Source organism: Sorangium sp. So ce394 (assembly GCF_051474665.1).
GTDB lineage: Bacteria > Myxococcota_A > Polyangia > Polyangiales > Polyangiaceae > Sorangium > Sorangium cellulosum_D.
Map to the genome: position 1 here is coordinate 11,430,756 of NZ_CP150339.1, position 17,831 is coordinate 11,448,586.

Consider the following 17,831-nt stretch of genomic DNA (forward strand, 5'->3'; position numbering starts at 1 on the left):
GCGCGTGCGCGATTCCCCGGAGTCAGCGCGCACGAGCACGCGCACGCAGACGCGCACGGGAGACGGGAGACGTAATCTGGGCCCGTCTCCTGCGCGGGCGAGCCCCACTCAACGACGACGGGGGATCAGGGGCGGATCGCCCGCGAACGGGTTCATCGCCAGCGCCGCCAGCACCCCCGCGGCGCCCGCCTTGACCTTCTCCATCCCCGGAGCGACCGGCGCGAGCTCCTCGCGCTCCTCGATGAGCTCGGGGGGAATGTCGAGCAGGAACCGGCTCGGCGTCCTCGGCACCATCTTGCCGCGCGAGCCGCGGTGCTTCGCCCGCGTGAGGTAGAGCCGATCGCGGGCCCGCGTGACCGCGACGTAGAAGAGCCGCCGCTCCTCCTCGATGCTGTGCCCGCCCGTGTCGCCCCCCTCGGCGCCGCTGGGCGCGGCGTCCGTGGCGCGCTCGTCGAGGCTGCGCTGGTGGGGCATCAGCCCCTCCTCGAGGCCGATCACGAAGACGTACGGGAACTCGAGGCCCTTCGCGCCGTGCATCGTGGTGAGCGTCACGCGGTCGGTGGCCTCCTCCTCCTCGGAGTCCTGCCGGAGCGCGAGCAGCCGCAGGAACTCGGCGAAGCTCGCGCGGTCCCCCTTCCCCTTCTCGTCGCGGCGCGCGAAGACGTTGAGCAGCCCCTCGAGGTTGCCCCAGCGGCGCGCGGCGGCGTTGTTCGTGGAGGAGCCGGTCATGATGTCCTCCTTGAAGCCGGCGTCGGCGAGCAGCGCGCGCGCGACCTCCGCGGAGGGCTCGCCGCGCTCGAGCCGCCCGCGCGCGGCCTCGATGATCCGGAGCAGCTGGCGGCACCCCTCGATCGCGGCGGCGCTCAGCTCATGGACGGCGTGCGGACGCGACACCGCCGTCCAGAGCGAGGTGTCGTGCGCCGTCGCGTAGGCGCCGAGCTTGGCGACCGCGGCGTCGCCGACGCCGCGCGCCGGGTAGTTCAGGATGCGCCGCAGCGACATCTCGTCCTGCGGGTTCAGCGCGACGCGCAGGTAGGCGATGAGGTCCTTGACCTCCTTGCGCTCGAAGAACTGCTGGCCGCCGATCATCCGGATCGGGATCTGCCGCTCCTTGAGGGCCGACTCGATCGCGGCCGCCTGGAGGTTCGACCGGTAGAGCACGGCGATGTCCTTCGGCCGCGCGGCCTCCCGCTCCAGGAGGCGCTGCGCCTCCGTGGCCACGAAGCTCGCCTCGACGTCGGGGTCGACGCAGATGATGGACCGCACCTTGTCGCCGTCCAGGCGGGTGGCGATGAGCGACTTCTTGTGCCGCCGGGCGCCGGACTTCGCGAGCACCGCGTTGGCGACGTCGAGGATCGGCTTGCGCGAGCGGTAGTTGTGCTCGAGCTTGACGACCTTCGCGCCGGAGAAATGCTCCTCGAAATCGAGGATGTTGCGCACGTCGGCGCCGCGCCAGGCGTAGATCGACTGGTCGTCGTCGCCGACGACGACCACGTTGCGGTGCTCGCCGCAGAGCAGGCGCAAAAGCTCGAGCTGGGCGCGGTTCGTGTCCTGGTACTCGTCGACGATCACGAAGCGGTAGCGCATCCGCCAGCGCTCGAGGACGTCGGCCCGCGTCTGCCAGAGGCGGACCACCTCGCAGATGAGGTCGTCGAAGTCGAAGGCCTGGAACGAGCGCAGCGCCGCGTTGTAGCGCGGGTACACGAGCATCGAGATCTCGTCGTAGTCGTCGATGCCCTTGCCCTGCCGCTGCGCCTCGGCCCACGCCTCGGGCTCGAGGAACGCGTTCTTGGCGTTCGAGATGCGCGAGAGGATCGCGCCGACGTCGTAGCTCTTGCCGGCGCGGAGCTCGCGGAGGATCTCGCGGATGACCCCCAGCGCGTCGGACTGATCGAAGATGGCGAACGAGCCGCCGCGCAGGCCGAGGGCGCGGGTCTCGGCGCCGAGCACGTCGAGGCCGAAGCGGTGGAAGGTGCAGACCTTGAGCTCGCGCGCGACCTTGGCGCCGACGAGCTTGCCGACGCGCTCGTGCATCTCGGCGGCGGCCTTGTTGGTGAAGGTCATCGCCAGGATGGAGCGCGCCGAGATGCCGCGATCGAGCAGGCGCGCGATCCGCGTGGTCACCACGCGCGTCTTGCCGGATCCGGCGCCGGCGAGCACCAGCATTGGCCCGAGCTCGTGCTCGACGGCCGCACGTTGAGACGGGTTCAATAAGTCCGACACCGTGCGGTGGCCTAGCCCGGCGTGGGCCGGAGCGGGAGCTTGATTTTATCGGACGGCGGGGCGGGCGCGGGATCACCGCTGGAACGGCTCAAAGTCCGGGCGGCGTGGCGAACTGCCCCGGGAACGGGTTCGCCTCCCGGCGGCGCCGGACGTCGTCGAGCGTCCAGGGCGCCGTGCCGCGCTCGTGGAAGAGGGCCACGCCGATCACGCCCACGTTCCTCGTGTCGCCGTGCTTCTGGTTCGCGTAGGAGCCGCGGACCGAGCCGAACCGGAACGCCGCGACCGTGTCCATGCTCTGGCGGAAACCGTCGATCTCGAGCTCGCCGTGGGGCTCGACCAGGTAACCGCGCTTGTCGAACGCCGCGGGCTGGCCGTCCATGACGTCGAGGCCGTCGACGGAGACGACGCACTCGATCCGGTTCGGCGTGAGGTTGCGCAGCACGACGCTGTAGCGCTGGCCGGCCTCGCCGACGACGTGGCTCGTCTCGCCGGCGACGAAGCCGCTCAGGAAGCCGCCGCCCTCGCCGCGCAGCCCGATCGCGACGGCGCCGCCGGCGAGCGTGAAGGCCTGCGGCGACGTGCGGCGGAAGCCGGACGCGCTCGCCATGGCGCGGGCCCCCTCGGCGTCGTTGTAAAACAGGCTCGCGAGCGCGAACGGCCGCTCGACGTCGGCGCGGACGAACGGCGCGGTCGAGATGCGGGACACGCGCGTCTCGCCCCACTCGGTGCCGAGGCCGGGGCGCTCGATCGGCTCCGGCGCGACCTGGCTGCTCGGGGCCCGGCGCGCTGCCCCCTCGACGCGGCCGGCGCCGTGCGCGGCGGAGGGCGCCTCGAAGTCGGCAGAGGGCGCCGCGGGCGCGGGCGGCGATGCGGAGAGCGGCGGCGGGGCGGGCGCGCCCGGCTCGGAGGCGGCGCCGTCCCAGGCGCCGGAGCTGCCCGAGGCGACGAACCCAGGCGCGGGATCGGCTGCCCTCGATGTCGCGGCGTCCGTCGGCCGGGCCGCGGTGCCGCCGCCGCACGAGGCAGCGCCCGCGAGGAGCGATACCGCCAAACAAGCCAGCCCGATTCGTCGCGTCCGGTTCATGGTCCCTCCACTCCGCATTGCGGTGTCGACCGGAGAACGGGCTCGACGAGGCTACCTTACAGCCGAGCGCGCCTCTGCCGCGGCGGGCGCCGACGGCGTCGGCGCGGGGTGATCGCTCGCCGCGAGCCAGCGCTCCGCGAGCGTGAGCCCGAGCGCGGCGGACGCGACGGCGAGCGCGCACACGCCGAGGGCGGCAGCGCGCGACGCGGCGCGGGCGGCGCGCGGCGCCGTGCATGCGCGCCGCCGCGAGCGCGACGGCGGGCGGCGCGCGAGGGGCGCGGCGACGGCGCGGCCACCGCCCTGCGAGGCGAGCGGCGGGAGGCGCTGCGCGGCGGCGGGCGCGGCGGCGCGGGCCGTGGGGACGTCGCAGGCGGTCGGGGTGAGCGCTGCCGTGCTGGCTGCCTCCGCCGCGCCGTGCGGCGCCCCGTCGCGCAGCCGGCGCACGGCGGCGTCCATGTCGTCGGCCGTCTGGAAGCGGTGCTCGGGCGCCTTCGCGATGGCGCGCAGGATCACCCGATCGAGGGCGGCCGGGATCGCCTGCGGCGCGAAGCGAGACGGCGGGGGCGGCTCCCGCTCGCAGTGGGCGAAGCGGAGCGCGTCGCGGCGGCCGTGCAGCTCGTCGAACGGGCCTCGCCCGGCGACGAGCTCGTAAAGGACGAGGCCCATCGCATAGATGTCGGCGCGCGGATCGATCGGCAGGGAGGCGCACTGCTCGGGCGCCATCGTCCTCGGCGTGCCGATGACCGCGTCCGGGGCGGTCAGCGAGGCGCCCGCGTGGAGGAGCTTGGCGACGCCGAAGTCGAGGACCTTGAGCGTGCCGTCGTCGCACAAGAACAGGTTCTCGAGCTTGAGGTCGCGGTGGACGATGCCGGCCGCGTGCGCGAGCGACAGGGCCGAGAGGGCCTGTTGGACCAGGCCGAGCGCGGTCGGGACCGCGACCACGCCGAGGCGCGCGAGCTCGGTCCTGAGGTCGCGCCCTTCGAGGAGCTCCATGGCGAAGTAGGGGCGGCCGCCTCGGGTGGTGCCGAGATCGAACACCTCGGGCAAGCTCCGGTGGCGCAGGCGGGCGATCGCGCGCGCCTCGGCGCGCATGCGCGCCGAGAGATCGCTGCGGCCGGCGTGGCAGCGGTGCAGCAGCTTCACCGCGAACCGGCGGCCGAGCTCGCGGTGCTCGACCTCGTACACCTCGCCCATGCCGCCCTGTCCGAGCAGGCGCACCACGACGTACGGCGTGCCGTGGATCGGCTCGCCCTCGGCGAGCGCGCGCAGCGGCCGCGCGTCCTCGGACGGCTCGACCTCGGCGAGCGCGCGCAGCAGCCGCGCGCCTTCGGACGGCTCGACCTCGCCCAGCGCGCGCAGCAGCCGCGCGTCGGCGGACAGCTCGACCTCGCCCAGCGCGCGCAGCGGCCGCGCGTCCGCGGACAGCTCGACCTCGCCCAGCGCGCGCGGCGGCCGCGCGCGAGGAGCCTGCGGCGCGCGCAGAGCGCCGGGCGCGTACAGGAGCGTGCGCCCGTCGGCGGTCGCGCCGGTCATCGCGCCCCTCCGTCCGCGAGCTGCGCCCGCGCGCCGCGCGCGCCGCGCGCGCCGCCAGATGGCGCGGCCTGCCCCGCGCCGTCGGGCGCGGCCGTCTCCCGGCCGCCGTCTTCTCCCTGCGCCTCCGCGAGCGCGGCGGCCATCGCGTCCGCCGTCTGCCAGCGGAGCCCCGGGTCCTTCTCGAGGGCGCGCGCGACCGCGTGGTCGAGCGCCGGAGGGACCCAGAGGAGCGAGCGGAGCCGCGGCGCCGGCGTGCTCAGGTGCGCCCGCATCACCGCCATCGAGTCGACCACCGGAAACGGCCCTCGCCCGGTGATCGCCTCGAACAGCAGGAGCCCCACCGCGTACACGTCGGTGCGCGCGTCGACATCCTCGCCCCGGATCTGCTCGGGCGACAGGTAGCGCGGCGTGCCGAGGACGTTCGAGCCCGTCGGCGGCCCGAGCCCTTCGCGGGTCACCTTCGCGATGCCGAAGTCGATCAGCACCGCGTGCTCGGCCTCGGGCGCGGAGGGCCCGCTCTCCAGATCGGCCGCTCCCTGCTCGGCGCCGCTCACCTGCGCGAGGAAGACGTTGGCCGGCTTGATGTCGCGGTGGATGATGCCGGCGCGGTGCGCCGCGGCGAGCCCGCCGAGCACCTGGATGGCGATGCGCACGGCGGCGGGGATCGCGAGCGGCCCGCGCGCGTCGAGCCGCTCGCGCAGCGTCTCGCCGAAGAGGCGCGGCATGACGAGGAAGGGACGGCCGTCGCTCGTCACGCCGACCTCCTCGACCTTCACGACGTTCGGGTGGCTCAGCGTCGAGAGCGCGCGCCCCTCCTGGACGAGGCGCGCGCCGACCTCGCTCGCCCCCTCGTGCATGGCGCGGAGCAGCTTGAGCGCGCGCAGCTGACCGCGGCGCCCCGTCACCTCGAAGACCTCGGAGCACGAGCCTGCCCCGATCCTCTGGAGCAGGCGGTACGAAGTCCCCGGGAGCGGCTGTCCTTCTCGCTTTTGCACCATGTCCGTCGACCTCCCTTGCGGGGGCGCGCGGCGGAGCGCCGGCGCCTTCGTTCGGGAAGGGAATCGTCGCTCTCGCGGCGGGAGTTGCGCGGACAAACAGCTCAGCTCACCAAAAAACGCGCAATCAACGGATGTGCAGTGGGCGCGGGGCGCCGTTCAGGGCTGTACAGGGGCGCGGGGCGCGCTCAGTGATAGAGGAACCACCGGACGCCCGGCTTGATCTCCATATGGTAATGGTCGGCGTGCGGCGCGTTGTAATTGGGCGTCAGCACGTATGTAAAAATTCCGAGATCCGCCGCCTCGCACACGATCGACCGGAGCTCGCGGGCCTCGGGGAGCTCGGGCTGGGGCGCCCCCTCGCCGCAGGTCTTGTCCCCGATGCGGCCGTGGAAATGACGCGCGACGCTGATCCAGGTGCCGTCGCGCTTCTTGAGCGCGCCGACGTCGATGGCCAGGCCGGCCGGGTGACGCGTGCCGGGCGGAGCCCACGCGCCGCGGGGCTTCTGGCCGGCGTCGCTGCGCAGCGCCACGTCGCCGCGGGGCTTCTGGCCGGCGTCGCTGCGCAGCGCCACGTCGCCGCGGGGCTTCTGGCCCGCGTCGCTGCGGGGCTTCTGGCCTGCGTCGCTGCGCAGCGCCACGTCGCCGCGGCGCTTGGTCGCGGACGCCGTGGCCCGGGACGCTGCGGGCTTGCGGCGCGCAGAGCGTCGCGTTCCTGCCTTGCCGGCCGCCGTGGCCGGCGCGCTGCGCGCCGCGGTCGTCCGCCCCTGGGTGTCCGGCGGGCTCGACGCGGCGTTTCGAGGGGGCTCCGCCGCGCCCTTGTCCTTCGCGCCGGCCTCCGCCGCGCCCTTGTCCTTCGCGCCGGCCTCCGCCGCGCCCTTGTCCTTCGCGCCGGCCTCCGCCGCGCCCTTGTCCTTCGCGCCGGCCTCCGCCGCGCCCTTGTCCTTCGCGCCGACCCCCGCCGCGGCCTTGTCCTTCGCGCCGGCCTCCGCCGCGCCCTTGTCCTTCGCGCCGGCCTCCGCCGCGCCCTTGTCCTTCGCGCCGGCCTCCGCCGCGCCCTTCTCCTTCATGCGTCGCGGGCGCTCCTCGGGCGCCTTCGACGTCCCATCGAGCGCGCCCTTCTTGCCCAGCTCGACCGGAGGCGCGGGCATCGTCGATTCCTTGCGAGCGTCGCCGTCCGCGGCCTTCGCCTCGACGGCCCCGTGCGCGTGCTCCCCCTCGTGGTCTCCCCGCTCGCGGCCCGGCATCGGCACGTTGGGTCGATACATCGTGTAATGGACGACCTCGTCGATATCGTGCCGCATGAGCACGGCCGCGAAATCGTCGAGGGCGAGCGCGAGGCGCGCGTCCAGGATCTCGAACATGCTCGTCACGCGCTGCTCGGGCGGGAGCACGGAATGGTAGTACACGCCGTTCAGCCGGCCCGTGAGCCGGATCGGCGCGCGCACCCCGGGCGCGTGATCCACCCTGAGGTACAGGATCTTCCGGCGATCCAGCTCGGCCAGCGCCTCGTCGTCCGTCATGTTGGCGTAGCGGTACGCCGGGGAGGCCTCGGCGACGCTCGCCTCCGGCGTCACGAGGAACGGCGACGCGGCCAGCGCGGGCGCAGGATCGAGCGTCGCGACGGACGCGAGCAGCGCGCCCACCAGCGGCTTCAGCAGACAGCGAAGTCGGGAAAACGCCACAGCGGCCGCACTCTAACGTGACCGGGCAGGAAGGCGAAAAAACGGCGACGGCTGGACCGGTGAGCAGCAGCGTGATCGCGGCGCCGCCGCGCTGACCGTCGCGCAGCGCCGTGCTCGCGGTTACGCTGGGCGCGCAGCGCCCAGAACGGCGCGATCCCCGCGCGCATCCCCTCCGCGACGAACACCCCTTTGCAACCACCGACGCCCTTCGAACCGAGCCGCGACGCGCACCCCCGAGCCGGCGCCGAGACGCCCGGCGCGCCGGCCGACGCGGGCGCGCTCCACGGCGAGCGCCCGCGGCCGCCCGAGCCGACCGCCGCGCGCGCGCTCCTCGCCGCCGCCATCACGACCGCCGCCGTGACGGCGGCGTCCTACGCGGCGCCGAAGAGCTACGCCGGCACGCTCGTGGGCCTCGCGTTCCTCGCCGCGACGTACTGGCTCGTGCTGCGGTACGACGAGGCGACGATCCGCGCCCACGGCCTGTCCCTGGGGGGCGTCCTCGAGCCCGCGCCGCTCTCGGCAGCGCGACTCGCCCACGCCGCGCTCCGCGCCGTCTCCTGGGCCGCCCTGGTCGCCGCGATCGTCTTCCCGCCGTTCTGGCTCGGCTACCGGCTGTACTGGGGCGTGACCTCGCCGTTCGTGCTGCGCCCACCCTCCGCCGACGAGATCGCCGCGCAGCTCCTCGTGGTCGCGCTGCCCGAGGAGGCGTTCTTCCGCGGCTACCTCCAGAGCGCCCTCGACCGCGTCTTCCCGCCGCGCGTCCGCGTCCTCGGCGCGCCGCTCGGCCCGGCGTGGCTCATCTCCTCGGCGATCTTCGCGCTCGGCCACGTGCTCACGATCCTGCACCCCGCGCGGCTCGCCGTCTTCTTCCCCGCGCTCGTCTTCGGGTGGCTGCGGGCCCGCACCGGCGGCATCGGGGCGCCGCTCCTGTTCCACGCGGCCTGCAACCTCTTCTCGCTCACCCTCGCGAACGGCTACGTTCACGCGCCGTGAGCACCTCGTCCGACGACACGGCGCCGGGCTCCCCGCGCGGCGGCGGCCGGGCGGGGCAGGACGGCGCCGCGCCGCGGGACGGCCGCGTCGCGCGCCGGCGCGCGGCGCTGTTCGACATGGATCGCACGCTGCTGCGCAAGGAGACCGCGAGCCTCTACGTGAAGTACCAGCGCCAGATCGGCGAGGCGACCGCGCGCGATCTCCTGCGGACCCTGTACTGGGTCGGGCAATACACGCTCGGCGTGCTCGACGCCGAGAAGGTCGCCGAGCGCGCGCTGCTCGCGCTCCGGGGCGTGCCCGAGACCGTCCTCGCGGCCCGCTGCGACGACTGGTTCCGGCTCCACGTCGAGCCGCACATCGCGGACGGGGGGCGCGAGGCCGTGCGGCGGCATCGAGCGGCCGGAGACCTGTGCGCCATCGTGACCGGCGCGTGGCCCTACACCGCGCGCCCGCTGGCCAGGCGGCTCGGGATCGAGCACCTCGTCGCGAGCGAGCTCGAGATCGACGAGCGCGGGCACTTCACGGGCCGCGCTGCGCCCCCGCTCTGCCTCGGGGAGGGCAAGGTCGCGCGCGCGCGGGCGCTGGCCGAGGCGCAGGGCTTCCGGCTGGAGGACGCGACGTTCTACACGGACAGCATCAGCGATCTGCCGCTCCTCGAGCTCGTGGCGGAGCCGATCGCCGTCAACCCCGATCCCCGGCTGCGCCGGGTCGCCGAGCGGCGGGGCTACCGAATCGAGCGCTGGTGAGCGCGCCGGCCGCGGCGCGCGGGCGCCTCACGCGGGCGGCGGTCGAGAGCCCGGCGGCGGCCGCGAGGTGGGCGAGCCGAACGAAGGCGGCGGCCGCGACGAGAGCGGCCCCACCGGCAGGCTCGCGCGGGAGAGGCTCGAGCGGGTGTTGACCGCCCACAGGACGATCGCGGCGACGACCGGACCGATGAAGATGCCTGCCGCGCCGAACAGCTCGAGCCCGCCGAAGATGGCGAGCAGGGCGATGAGCGGGTGCATCCCGCCGTGCGAGCTCTGGACCCACGGCCTGATCACGTTGTCCGAGAGCCCGACGAGGACGGCCGCGGCGCACATGCCGATGCCGGCGCCGATGCGCCCGATGACGAACAGGTAGATCGCCGCCCCTACCGTCACCGGCGTGGTGCCGATCATGGGGACGAGCGAGAGCAGCGTGGCGAGGAGGCCGAGGAGGAACGCGCCCGGCACCTTGCAGACGAAGAGCGCGACGGTCGTCAGCGTCCCCTGGACGGCCGCCGTCGCGAGCAGGCCGAGGACGGCGCCGTGCACCGTGTCCTGGATCGAGGCGAAGAGGACGTCGGTCTCCTCGTTCCTGAACGGCGACTGCGTGAGCAGCCAGCGCAGCAAGAGGCCGCCGTCGCGGAGCAGGTAGTAGAGCGCCACGATGAACAGGAAGGCGTCGACGATCGTCTGCGGCACCGCGGCGACCATGCCGCCCGCGAAGCTCGCCATCGAGCTGCCCACCCGCTGGAACAGGTTGCTCACGTACGTGCGGATGTCGTCTCCGGACAGGCCTGCCCTGTTGATGAGCCCCGTCAGCCGGCCGTCGTTCAGGAGGCCCTGGACGCGCTCGATGGTGCTGGACCAGTCCCGCGCGAAGAAGCGGCTGATCGAGGCGGATGCCTCGATGATGATCACGGCGAGCGGGATGCACACGAGGATCACCACGCCGACGGTGGAGATCGCGGGCGCGAACTGGCGGAAGCGGCCGAGTCGCGGCGAGAGGCGGCGCTGGAGCGGCGAGACGAGGAGCGCGACGAGGCCGCCGAGCAGGACGGGGACGAGCAGCCCCTTCACCATCCAGAAGAACAGCGCGACGAGCCCCGCGCGGAGGGCGAACGACAGCCATCGATCCGACTGGGTATCTTGGTTCATCGCCGGGTGCGCTTGCTCGTTGTGCCGCGTTCAGCGGCCTCCGGGGCCAAGGTAGGGTGGGCCTCCGGCGACCACCAGCGATTTCCGCGTTCCGCGAGCGCAGCGCGGCGATTCCGGGATACAGTCAAGCTCGGCCGACGACCGCGGAGGCGACGGCGCCTTCACCGCCGCGTCAGCTGGAGGAAGCAAGATGAGCACGAGCGGTGGCGGGGTTCCGCCCGGGGGCGGAAGCTGGGGAAACGGCGGCGGGGGCTGGGGGAACGGCGGCGGCTGGGGGTCGAGCCCGCCTGGCGGCCAGGGAGTGGCGCCGGGCGGCGGTGCGCCGGCGGGAGGGGGATACCCGCCTGCGGGTGGGGGAGTTGCGCCGCTGGGTGGGGGATCTCCGCCGCCGGGCGGGGGATACCCGCCGCCGGGTGGGGGATATCCGGCGCCGGGCGCGGGATGGGGTGCGCCGCCCGGAGGAGGACAGGGCGGGCCGCCCGCAGGCGGCTGGGGGCCGCCGCCCGCGTACGGCGGCGGGCCGCCCCCGCCGGGAGCGATGCAGCTCTACTCCGACAAGGATCAGGCGACTGCCTTCCTGCTCGCGGCGTTTCTCGGGATCTTCGGCGCCGACCGCCTTTACCTCGGGCAGACCGGGCTCGGCCTCCTGAAGCTGTTCACGTGCGGCGGCTTCGGCTTCTGGACCCTCATCGATCTGATCCTGATCGGCACCGGATCGATGCGTGATGCCCAGGGCCTCGTGCTCAAGCGCGACGCGCCCGTCGGTTACCCGACCAAGAGCCAGTCCACGGTCTTCTTGCTCTCGTATTTCCTGGGGAGCCTGGGCGCCGATCGCTTCTATCTGGGACAGACCGGGCTCGGCATCGCCAAGCTCTTGACGTGCGGTGGACTCGGCATCTGGTCGCTGATCGACATGCTGATGATCGGAATGGGGCGGTTCCGCGACGCCGAGGGCAACTCGCTGAAGTTCGACCGCTGAGGCGACTGCACCTGAGCGGAGGAGAACAGCCCGTCGCTGAAGCTGGCGGAGTCTATCCGTCCCCCGTCCCCCGTCCCCCGTCCCCCGTCCCCCGTCCCCCGTCCCCCGTCCCCCGTCCCCCGTCCCCCGTCCCCGTGCTCGTCTTTCGTGCGCGTGCGCGTGCGCGCTCCGTTCATCCCTCTCTGCCCAGAGTCATCCGTTTCCACGCAACTGAGCCGGCACCCGCGACGATCTCGCAAGCATGGCTCTCCTCGATCACGAAAACCTGGACGTCTATCACCGTTCCATCGAGTTCTTGACCTTCGCACTTCGTCTCGTCACGTATCTGCCTCGTGGAGAGCGAGAGCTTCGTGAGCAACTCAAACGCGCAGCCATCTCGGTGCCACTAAACATCGCAGAAGGCTCAGGAAAACCCGCGAAGCCTGACCGAGCGCGCTTCTACGCAATTGCCCGTGGCTCCGCGATGGAATGCGGCGCGCTGATGGACGTGTGTCGCGTGGCGGGCTATCTGGCGCCTGCTGAAGCGGAAGATGCGAAGAGCTTGCTGGCTCGAATCGTCGCTATGCTCACGAGAATGTGCCGCGGGTGAGCATATGACGACATGGTCGCGCACGCGCACGCGCACGCGCACGCGGACACGGTCGACAAACTCGGGCTGCACTGGATGAGGCAGCTCGCCGTTCCGTTCCTGGGCCGTCGCTCGCGCTTCGCGGGCTCCAGGCTTGCGGGTGGGACAGCGAAGACATCAGGGGAAGGAGTGGAAGATCGAGCGCCGGAGCGTGGGGCAACGAGCGGCGGGCGAGCGGATGGCGCTCGTGGTCGAGCGGTTGCTCCGTCGCGCCAGCGAGGCGGGCGTCAGCGGAGGGGGACATGAGCACGATAGGGATGTATGCACGGGTCTCGACAGGCCGGCAGGAGCAAGAGCGCACGATCGAGTCGCAGGTCGCGGCCATTGACCACCATGTTGCGGCGATGGGAGCGACGATCGACCCGGAGCACCGCTACCTCGACGATGGCTGGTCGGGCGAGACGCTTCGGCGCCCAGGGCTCGACGCGTTGCGCGACGCCGTAGCGCAGGAGCAGCTCGACGCCGTCGTGATGTATGACGCGGATCGGTTGGCGCGGCGCTTCGTTGATCAGCAAATTGTGCTTGACGAGCTCACGCGCAAGGGCGTTGAGCTCATCTTCATCCACGGCGGGGCTGCGCGCACCGACGAGGAGCGGATGGCGCTGTCGATGCGCGGGGTCTTCGCCGAGTACGAGCGCGCCAAGATCCTCGACCGGACCCGCCGTGGCATGCTGCATCGGGCACGCTCGGGCGCGCCGCCGGGGTGGGCCAATCCTCCGTACGGCTACCGATACCTGCCGGGAGCTCGGCATCAGCCAGGCACGGTGGTGGTCGAGGAGTGCGAAGCGTCGGTGGTACGCCAGATTTTCGCGTGGGTAGGCTACGAGGGCCTGCCCTTGCGGCACGTTGCGCAGCGGCTCGAGGAGCAAGGGACCGCGAGCCGCAAGGGTCGGCCATGGCAGACGAGCACGATCGGGGGGCTGCTGCGCAACCGTGTGTACGTGGGCTGTGCCCATCACCAGAAGTACGAGGCCGCTGAACCGCGGCGCCCGCGCGATCGGCGCCACTACCGCCGCCGGCGCAAGTCGTCCTTCCGGCGCCGGCCGGAAGAGCAGTGGATCGGTGCGAGCGTGCCGGCGCTCGTCGACCCGGAGCTGTTTGCCACGGTGCAGCAGCGCTTGCGCGACAACCGGCAGCGTACGGCGGGGCAGGTTAAGCGCCCCTATCTGCTGCGGGGGCTGCTGATCTGTACTGAATGTGGCCGAACGCTGTGGGGACGCGCCACGGATTCCGGCGGGCGCGGCGAGTACCGGTACTACACTTGCGGCGGGCGGGATCGGTTCAACGGGCGTGACGCCGCCCCGTGCCCGCGCCCCTCGCTGCGCGCCGAGGACGTCGAGCAAGTGCTCTGGCAAGACCTGGAGCGCTGGCTCCAGGAGCCCGAGCAGCTAGCGGCCCAGCTCGACGCGCAGCGCGATAAGGCCCACACGATGCTGGAGGCGTACGAGCGGGAGCGCCGACGTCTCGTGCGCGAAGCGCGAGCCATGGAGGGAGCGATCAGCCGGCTGGTGGACGCTTACCAAGCCGGAGCGATCACGCTCGACGAGCTTCGAGCACGCCGAGACCGACTCGACGAAAGCAAGCAGCAGTGCGAGGCACGGCTCGCGCAAGGGCAGCACGACCAGCGGCGTGCGCTGCAGCAGCGAGAGGTCGTCGACGAGCTCCGGCAGCTGAAGGAGCGGCTGCGCCGAGGGCTGGAGCGCTGCACCTGGGAAGATCGCCGAGCGATCGTGGAACTGCTCGTAGAGAAGGTCGAGGTGACGACCACGATGCTGCGCGTGCACTACATCGTGCCGCTAGACCTCCACGGTAGTGGGGCGGGCGGGCACGGCGACGCGCGCCACCGTACGGACAGGCCGAAGGGTAAGCTTTGTCGACCGTGTCCGCGTGGTCACGCGCACGCGCACGCGCACGAAGGACGAGGACGGGAGACGGGAGACGGCGAGACGGCGAGGCGGGAGACGGCGAGCGGGCCTCTCAGCGCGCGCCGCCCGAATCACCGAAACGGTCAGCCTCGCTCCCTCACGCCATCACTCCAGCGCCAGCATCCGCACCGAGCGCGGAACGAGCCGCACCTCCAGCGCCCCTCGCCTCGCCTCGAAGTGCGCGTCGTCCAGCACGTCGCGCGCGCGCGCCGCGCTCACGGTGACCCGCGCGACCACGTCGGCGTCGCCGGGGTTCAACAGGAAGAGCACCCGCGGCGCGCCGGACGCGTCCTCGTGCAGCGTGGCGAACACGCTGTCCGGATCGCACGCGAACGTCGGTAGGCCGAGCGCGTCGATGGCGCGCGACACCGCGGAGTCCGCCGCGGCGGGGTTGTCCTGGAGGAGCGCAGGCAAGTTCTGCCCGGGGGCAAGGAGCCGCCGCAGATCGTAAGGCTGCGGGAGCGCGCGGAACGCGCCGTCGAAGGCCGGCTCGCGCGGGCCCAGCGTGATCAGCGTCCCCTGCCCCGCCGTCGCCTCGAGCCGCGCGAACAGATCCGGGCTCAGGCCGCCCGAGGTCGCGCAGATGACCCAGCGCGCCCCGGCGAGCGAGATGTCGCGATCCTCGCCCCCCACGTGCGCATAAGGGACGCCGCGCGCGTCGAGCGCCTCCTCGAACGCGCGCACGAACGTGTCGGGCTCCACCCCGAGCGGGTAGCCGAGACCCACGTCGTCCTCGAGGCAACGGTCGCGCGGCCCGAAGTTCATGATCGAGAAGAACGCACCGGTGAGCGGGCCGAAGGCGTGCATCACCCGGGTGAGCCGGCGCTCGGTGCGCGGCGTGACGATGCGCACCGGCGCGCGGCGGCGCAGCGCGTGGAACCTCGTGGCCTCGAGGGCCGCGGCGAGCTTCCGCCAGAAGGCGGCGAACGGGCGCGGGCGGCCGTGCGGATCGATCGGCGCGCCGATCCAGCGATCGCGCTCGACCGCCATGTAGATGTTGTACCCGCGCAGCCCGTACGCGAGCGCGGCCATCATCACGAAGATGCTGTCGCGCTCCTCGAGCGGCGGGAAGAACGGCGGGAAGCCGGCGCCCATCTCGCACGCGAACGGCGGCAGGGAGAGCGCCTCGCAGCGCACGGCGAGCTCGCTCGTCCGGCGAGCGATGATCTGGCGGCTGCTCGGGCTCGCGACGCTGTAGTAGTCGAGGCCGACGAGGTCGACGACGCGCGAGATGCGCGCCGGGTTGAGCGGCGTCGCGTCCTGGCCCATCGGGAAGTTGTGCATCGTCGGCAAGCCGTCGAGGCCGGCCGCGGCGAGCGCCTTCGCGAAGCGGCCCATCGCGACCTCGAGGAGGTGCTCGTGGAACTCGCTCCAGTCGAGGTGGCGCGCGAGATCGGCCGGCGCCTCGGCGTCGAACGCGACCGGCGGCGTGATCGTGGCGAACCGCAGGTCGCCCTCCTCGGCCGGAGCGCGCTCGCGGGCGACGGCGCGCAGGAGCGCGGCGCCGGCGTCCTCGGCCGCGGCGCCCTCGGGCGCGGGCTCCGCCCGCCGCGCGTACGCGCGCTGGAGCGCCTCGATCGTGCGGTACTTCTCGCGCAGGAAGTCGCGGTACAGGGAGATCGCGTCGGGGTGGTAGTCCTGGTCGTACGCGCCGTCGCGGAAGTAGAGCGCGCCCTCGTTGTCGATCTGGAAGAGCACGATCGGCCCGTCCGGATAGAGGTGCGGCTTGAGCACCGGGGCGAGCGCGTGGAAGTAACGAGCGACCTCGTCGTGGAACGCGTTGCTCGCGTAGCTCGGGACCGGGAACCCGTAGGGGAGCATCGGGAGCACGACCGGGTTGTTCCGCGGGGAGCGGGCCTGGCAGCTCGGATCCCAGATGACGCGCTCGGGGATGCCGAAGCAGGTGAGCTCCGCGTTGATGTGCGGGCCCGGGCGGGCGATGACGTAGAAGCCGAGGTCGTGCGCGAGGCGGAGAAAGGCGCCGACGTCGCGGCGCACGTCGAGCTGGCCGAAATCGAACTGGCCCGGACCGGTCTCGTGAACGGCCCAAGGCACGTAGATGTCGATCAGGTGAACGCCGAGCGCGCGCGTGGCCTCGAGGCAGGCGCGCCAGTCCGACGGGTCGAGCCGCCAGTAATGCAGGGTGCCGGCGTACAGCGGGACCAGCTTGCCGCCGATGTCCAGGCCGCCTGGGACGAGGCGCACCCCCCGCGTGAAACGTTCCTCTGGAGAGCTCGCGTCCTGCGTCGTGGCCACGCGCGCGCACACTAGCAAGGATCGCAGGGAGATCGATACCGCCGCGTGCGATCGGGCGAGCGCGCGCCGGTCGAGGAGGGCGGCCGCGCGCTCGCTCGACCGCGCGGGGCTCAGCGCAGCATCGTCAGCGAGCGCGCCACGAAGTCGTAAACGGGCGCCCAGTAGACGCCGAGCAGCACGGTCGGAACCGCGAGCGCGCACGCCGTCGCGCCGAGCAGCGGCCGCACGGCCGCGGGCTCGGCGCGCTCGCCCTGCTCCAGGTACATCGCGCGGAGGACGCGCGCGTAATAGAAGAGCGAGATCACGCTGTTCACCACGCCGACGATCGCCATCACCCAGCGCCACGGGCCGCCGGCGGTGAGCAGCGCCGAGAAGAGATAGAACTTGCCGACGAAGCCCGCCATCGGGGGCAGGCCGGTGAGCGAGACCAGGAACACGGCCATCGCCGCGGCGACGAGCGGCGCGCGGCGCCCGAGCCCCCGGAAGGCGGAGAGCGTCTCGTCCCCGCCGCTCTGCTCGGCCACGGCCATCACCACCATGAACGCGCCGAGGTTCATGAAGCAGTACGTGACGATGTAGAACGCGATCGCGGCGACGCCGGCGTCGCTGAACACGGCGAAGCCGAGCAGCATGTAACCGGCGTGCGCGATGCTCGAGTAGGCGAGCATGCGCTTCACGTTCTCCTGCCCGAGCGCCGACAGGTTGCCGACGGTCATGGTCGCCATCGCGAGGCACCCGGCGAGCACCGGCCACGGCGTCGCGACGCCGGGCGGCGCGCTCCCGGCGCCGAGCGCGTCCGAGAAGAAGCGGACCAGCACCGCGAAGCCGGCGGCCTTGGGCCCGACCGAGAGGAACGCGGTCACCGGGGTCGGCGCGCCCTCGTACACGTCCGGCGTCCACATGTGGAACGGGGCCGCGCTGATCTTGTAGCCGAAGCCCGCGAGCATGCAGGCCGTGCCGACGAAGACGGCCTCCGGCACCTTGCCCTGCTGCGCCGTGAGCGCGGCGATCCGGGCCGCGCACTCGCCGAGGTGCATCGACGCGGTGATGCCGAAGATCCAGCTCATCCCGTAGAGCATGATCCCCGACGCGACCCCGCCGAAGATGACGTACTTGAGCGCCCCCTCGCTCGATCGCGCGTCGCCGATCTTGAAGCCCGCCAGCACGAAGCTGATCACGCTGACGAGCTCGAGCGACAGGTAGATGAGCAGCAGGTGGCGGCTCGCCGCCATGAGGTTCATGCCCAGCGAGAGCACGAGGATCAGCGTGAAGAGCTCGCCCACGTCGCGCCGGAGCTCGGGCGCGGCCCCCGGCCCGCTCGGGGGCACCGCGAAGAGGACGATCGCCGCGGTGACGAAGGCGAAGATCACGCGGAACAGGTTGGAGAAGCGATCGAACGCGAGCATCCCGTAGAAGAGCTCGTGGGGCCCGGCGCCCGTCGCCAGGAAGTAGGCGCCCATCCCGCCCGACGCGCCGAGCGCGGCGAGGCTGATGACGACGAGGCCGGCGATCTTGAGGCGCGCCGGCGACGCGAGGTCCCACACGACGAGCAGCAGGGCGGCGGCGATGAGGACGAGCTCCGGCGCGAAGTACGGGAGGCTCGCGACGTTGTCGAAGGTGCGCGTTTCCACG

12 protein-coding genes and 1 pseudogene are annotated in these 17,831 nt (G+C 72.8%); 5 read left to right on the forward strand and 8 right to left on the reverse strand.

The window, feature by feature from the left end; translation table 11 throughout:
* Positions 1-108: 108 nt before the first annotated feature.
* From WMF33_RS42260 to WMF33_RS42280, 5 genes are all read right to left on the reverse strand, one after another.
* Entirely contained in the window at positions 109-2,223 is a 2,115-nt protein-coding gene (locus tag WMF33_RS42260; protein ID WP_269084088.1) for an ATP-dependent helicase, read from the reverse strand.
* Positions 2,224-2,311: 88 nt separating this feature from the next.
* Positions 2,312-3,307: a hypothetical protein gene (locus WMF33_RS42265; RefSeq protein WP_437333895.1), complete on the reverse strand. Its 996-nt coding sequence runs from the start codon at positions 3,305-3,307 to the stop codon at positions 2,312-2,314.
* A gap of 51 nt (positions 3,308-3,358) precedes the next feature.
* On the reverse strand, positions 3,359-4,840 hold the full coding sequence (locus tag WMF33_RS42270; protein ID WP_437333896.1) for a serine/threonine-protein kinase: 1,482 nt from the start codon (positions 4,838-4,840) through the stop codon (positions 3,359-3,361).
* Entirely contained in the window at positions 4,837-5,838 is a 1,002-nt protein-coding gene (locus tag WMF33_RS42275; protein WP_437333897.1) for a serine/threonine-protein kinase, read from the reverse strand. The genes WMF33_RS42270 and WMF33_RS42275 overlap by 4 nt, the downstream gene beginning before the upstream one ends.
* Positions 5,839-6,023: 185 nt before the next feature.
* Positions 6,024-7,520: an extensin family protein gene (locus WMF33_RS42280; RefSeq protein WP_437333898.1), complete on the reverse strand. Its 1,497-nt coding sequence runs from the start codon at positions 7,518-7,520 to the stop codon at positions 6,024-6,026.
* 189 nt (positions 7,521-7,709) lie between these two features.
* On the opposite strand from WMF33_RS42280, the gene mrtC reads away from it, so the two are divergent.
* Entirely contained in the window at positions 7,710-8,513 is an 804-nt protein-coding gene (gene mrtC, locus WMF33_RS42285; RefSeq protein ID WP_437333899.1) for a myxosortase MrtC, read from the forward strand.
* Entirely contained in the window at positions 8,510-9,259 is a 750-nt protein-coding gene (locus WMF33_RS42290) for an HAD family hydrolase (protein WP_437333900.1), read from the forward strand. Before mrtC ends, WMF33_RS42290 begins: the two co-directional genes overlap by 4 nt.
* 27 nt (positions 9,260-9,286) lie before the next feature.
* Here WMF33_RS42290 and WMF33_RS42295 read toward each other — a convergent pair whose 3' ends face one another.
* Positions 9,287-10,411 carry an AI-2E family transporter gene (locus WMF33_RS42295; protein WP_437333901.1) on the reverse strand — a complete coding sequence of 375 codons (1,125 nt, stop codon included), beginning with the start codon at positions 10,409-10,411 and terminating at the stop codon, positions 9,287-9,289.
* 538 nt (positions 10,412-10,949) lie between these two features.
* Between WMF33_RS42295 and WMF33_RS42300 the strand changes: the two genes are divergently transcribed.
* The 3 genes and pseudogenes from WMF33_RS42300 to WMF33_RS42310 all read left to right on the forward strand — a co-directional run.
* Complete coding sequence (locus WMF33_RS42300) at positions 10,950-11,390, forward strand: TM2 domain-containing protein (RefSeq protein WP_437333902.1); 441 nt, start codon at positions 10,950-10,952, stop codon at positions 11,388-11,390.
* A gap of 241 nt (positions 11,391-11,631) precedes the next feature.
* Positions 11,632-11,979, forward strand: a complete 348-nt coding sequence (locus WMF33_RS42305; RefSeq protein ID WP_437333903.1) for a four helix bundle protein — start codon at positions 11,632-11,634, stop codon at positions 11,977-11,979.
* A 296-nt stretch (positions 11,980-12,275) separates the two neighbouring features.
* A pseudogene (locus WMF33_RS42310) lies at positions 12,276-13,367 on the forward strand (recombinase family protein); the annotation flags it as partial.
* Positions 13,368-14,048: 681 nt separating this feature from the next.
* Here WMF33_RS42310 and WMF33_RS42315 read toward each other — a convergent pair.
* Both WMF33_RS42315 and WMF33_RS42320 read right to left on the reverse strand, forming a co-directional pair.
* On the reverse strand, positions 14,049-16,199 hold the full coding sequence (locus tag WMF33_RS42315; protein ID WP_437333904.1) for a beta-galactosidase: 2,151 nt from the start codon (positions 16,197-16,199) through the stop codon (positions 14,049-14,051).
* A 110-nt stretch (positions 16,200-16,309) separates the two neighbouring features.
* A complete protein-coding gene (locus WMF33_RS42320; protein WP_437333905.1) occupies positions 16,310-17,830 on the reverse strand; it encodes an NADH-quinone oxidoreductase subunit N in 1,521 nt (506 codons plus the stop codon).
* Position 17,831 lies beyond the last annotated feature (1 nt).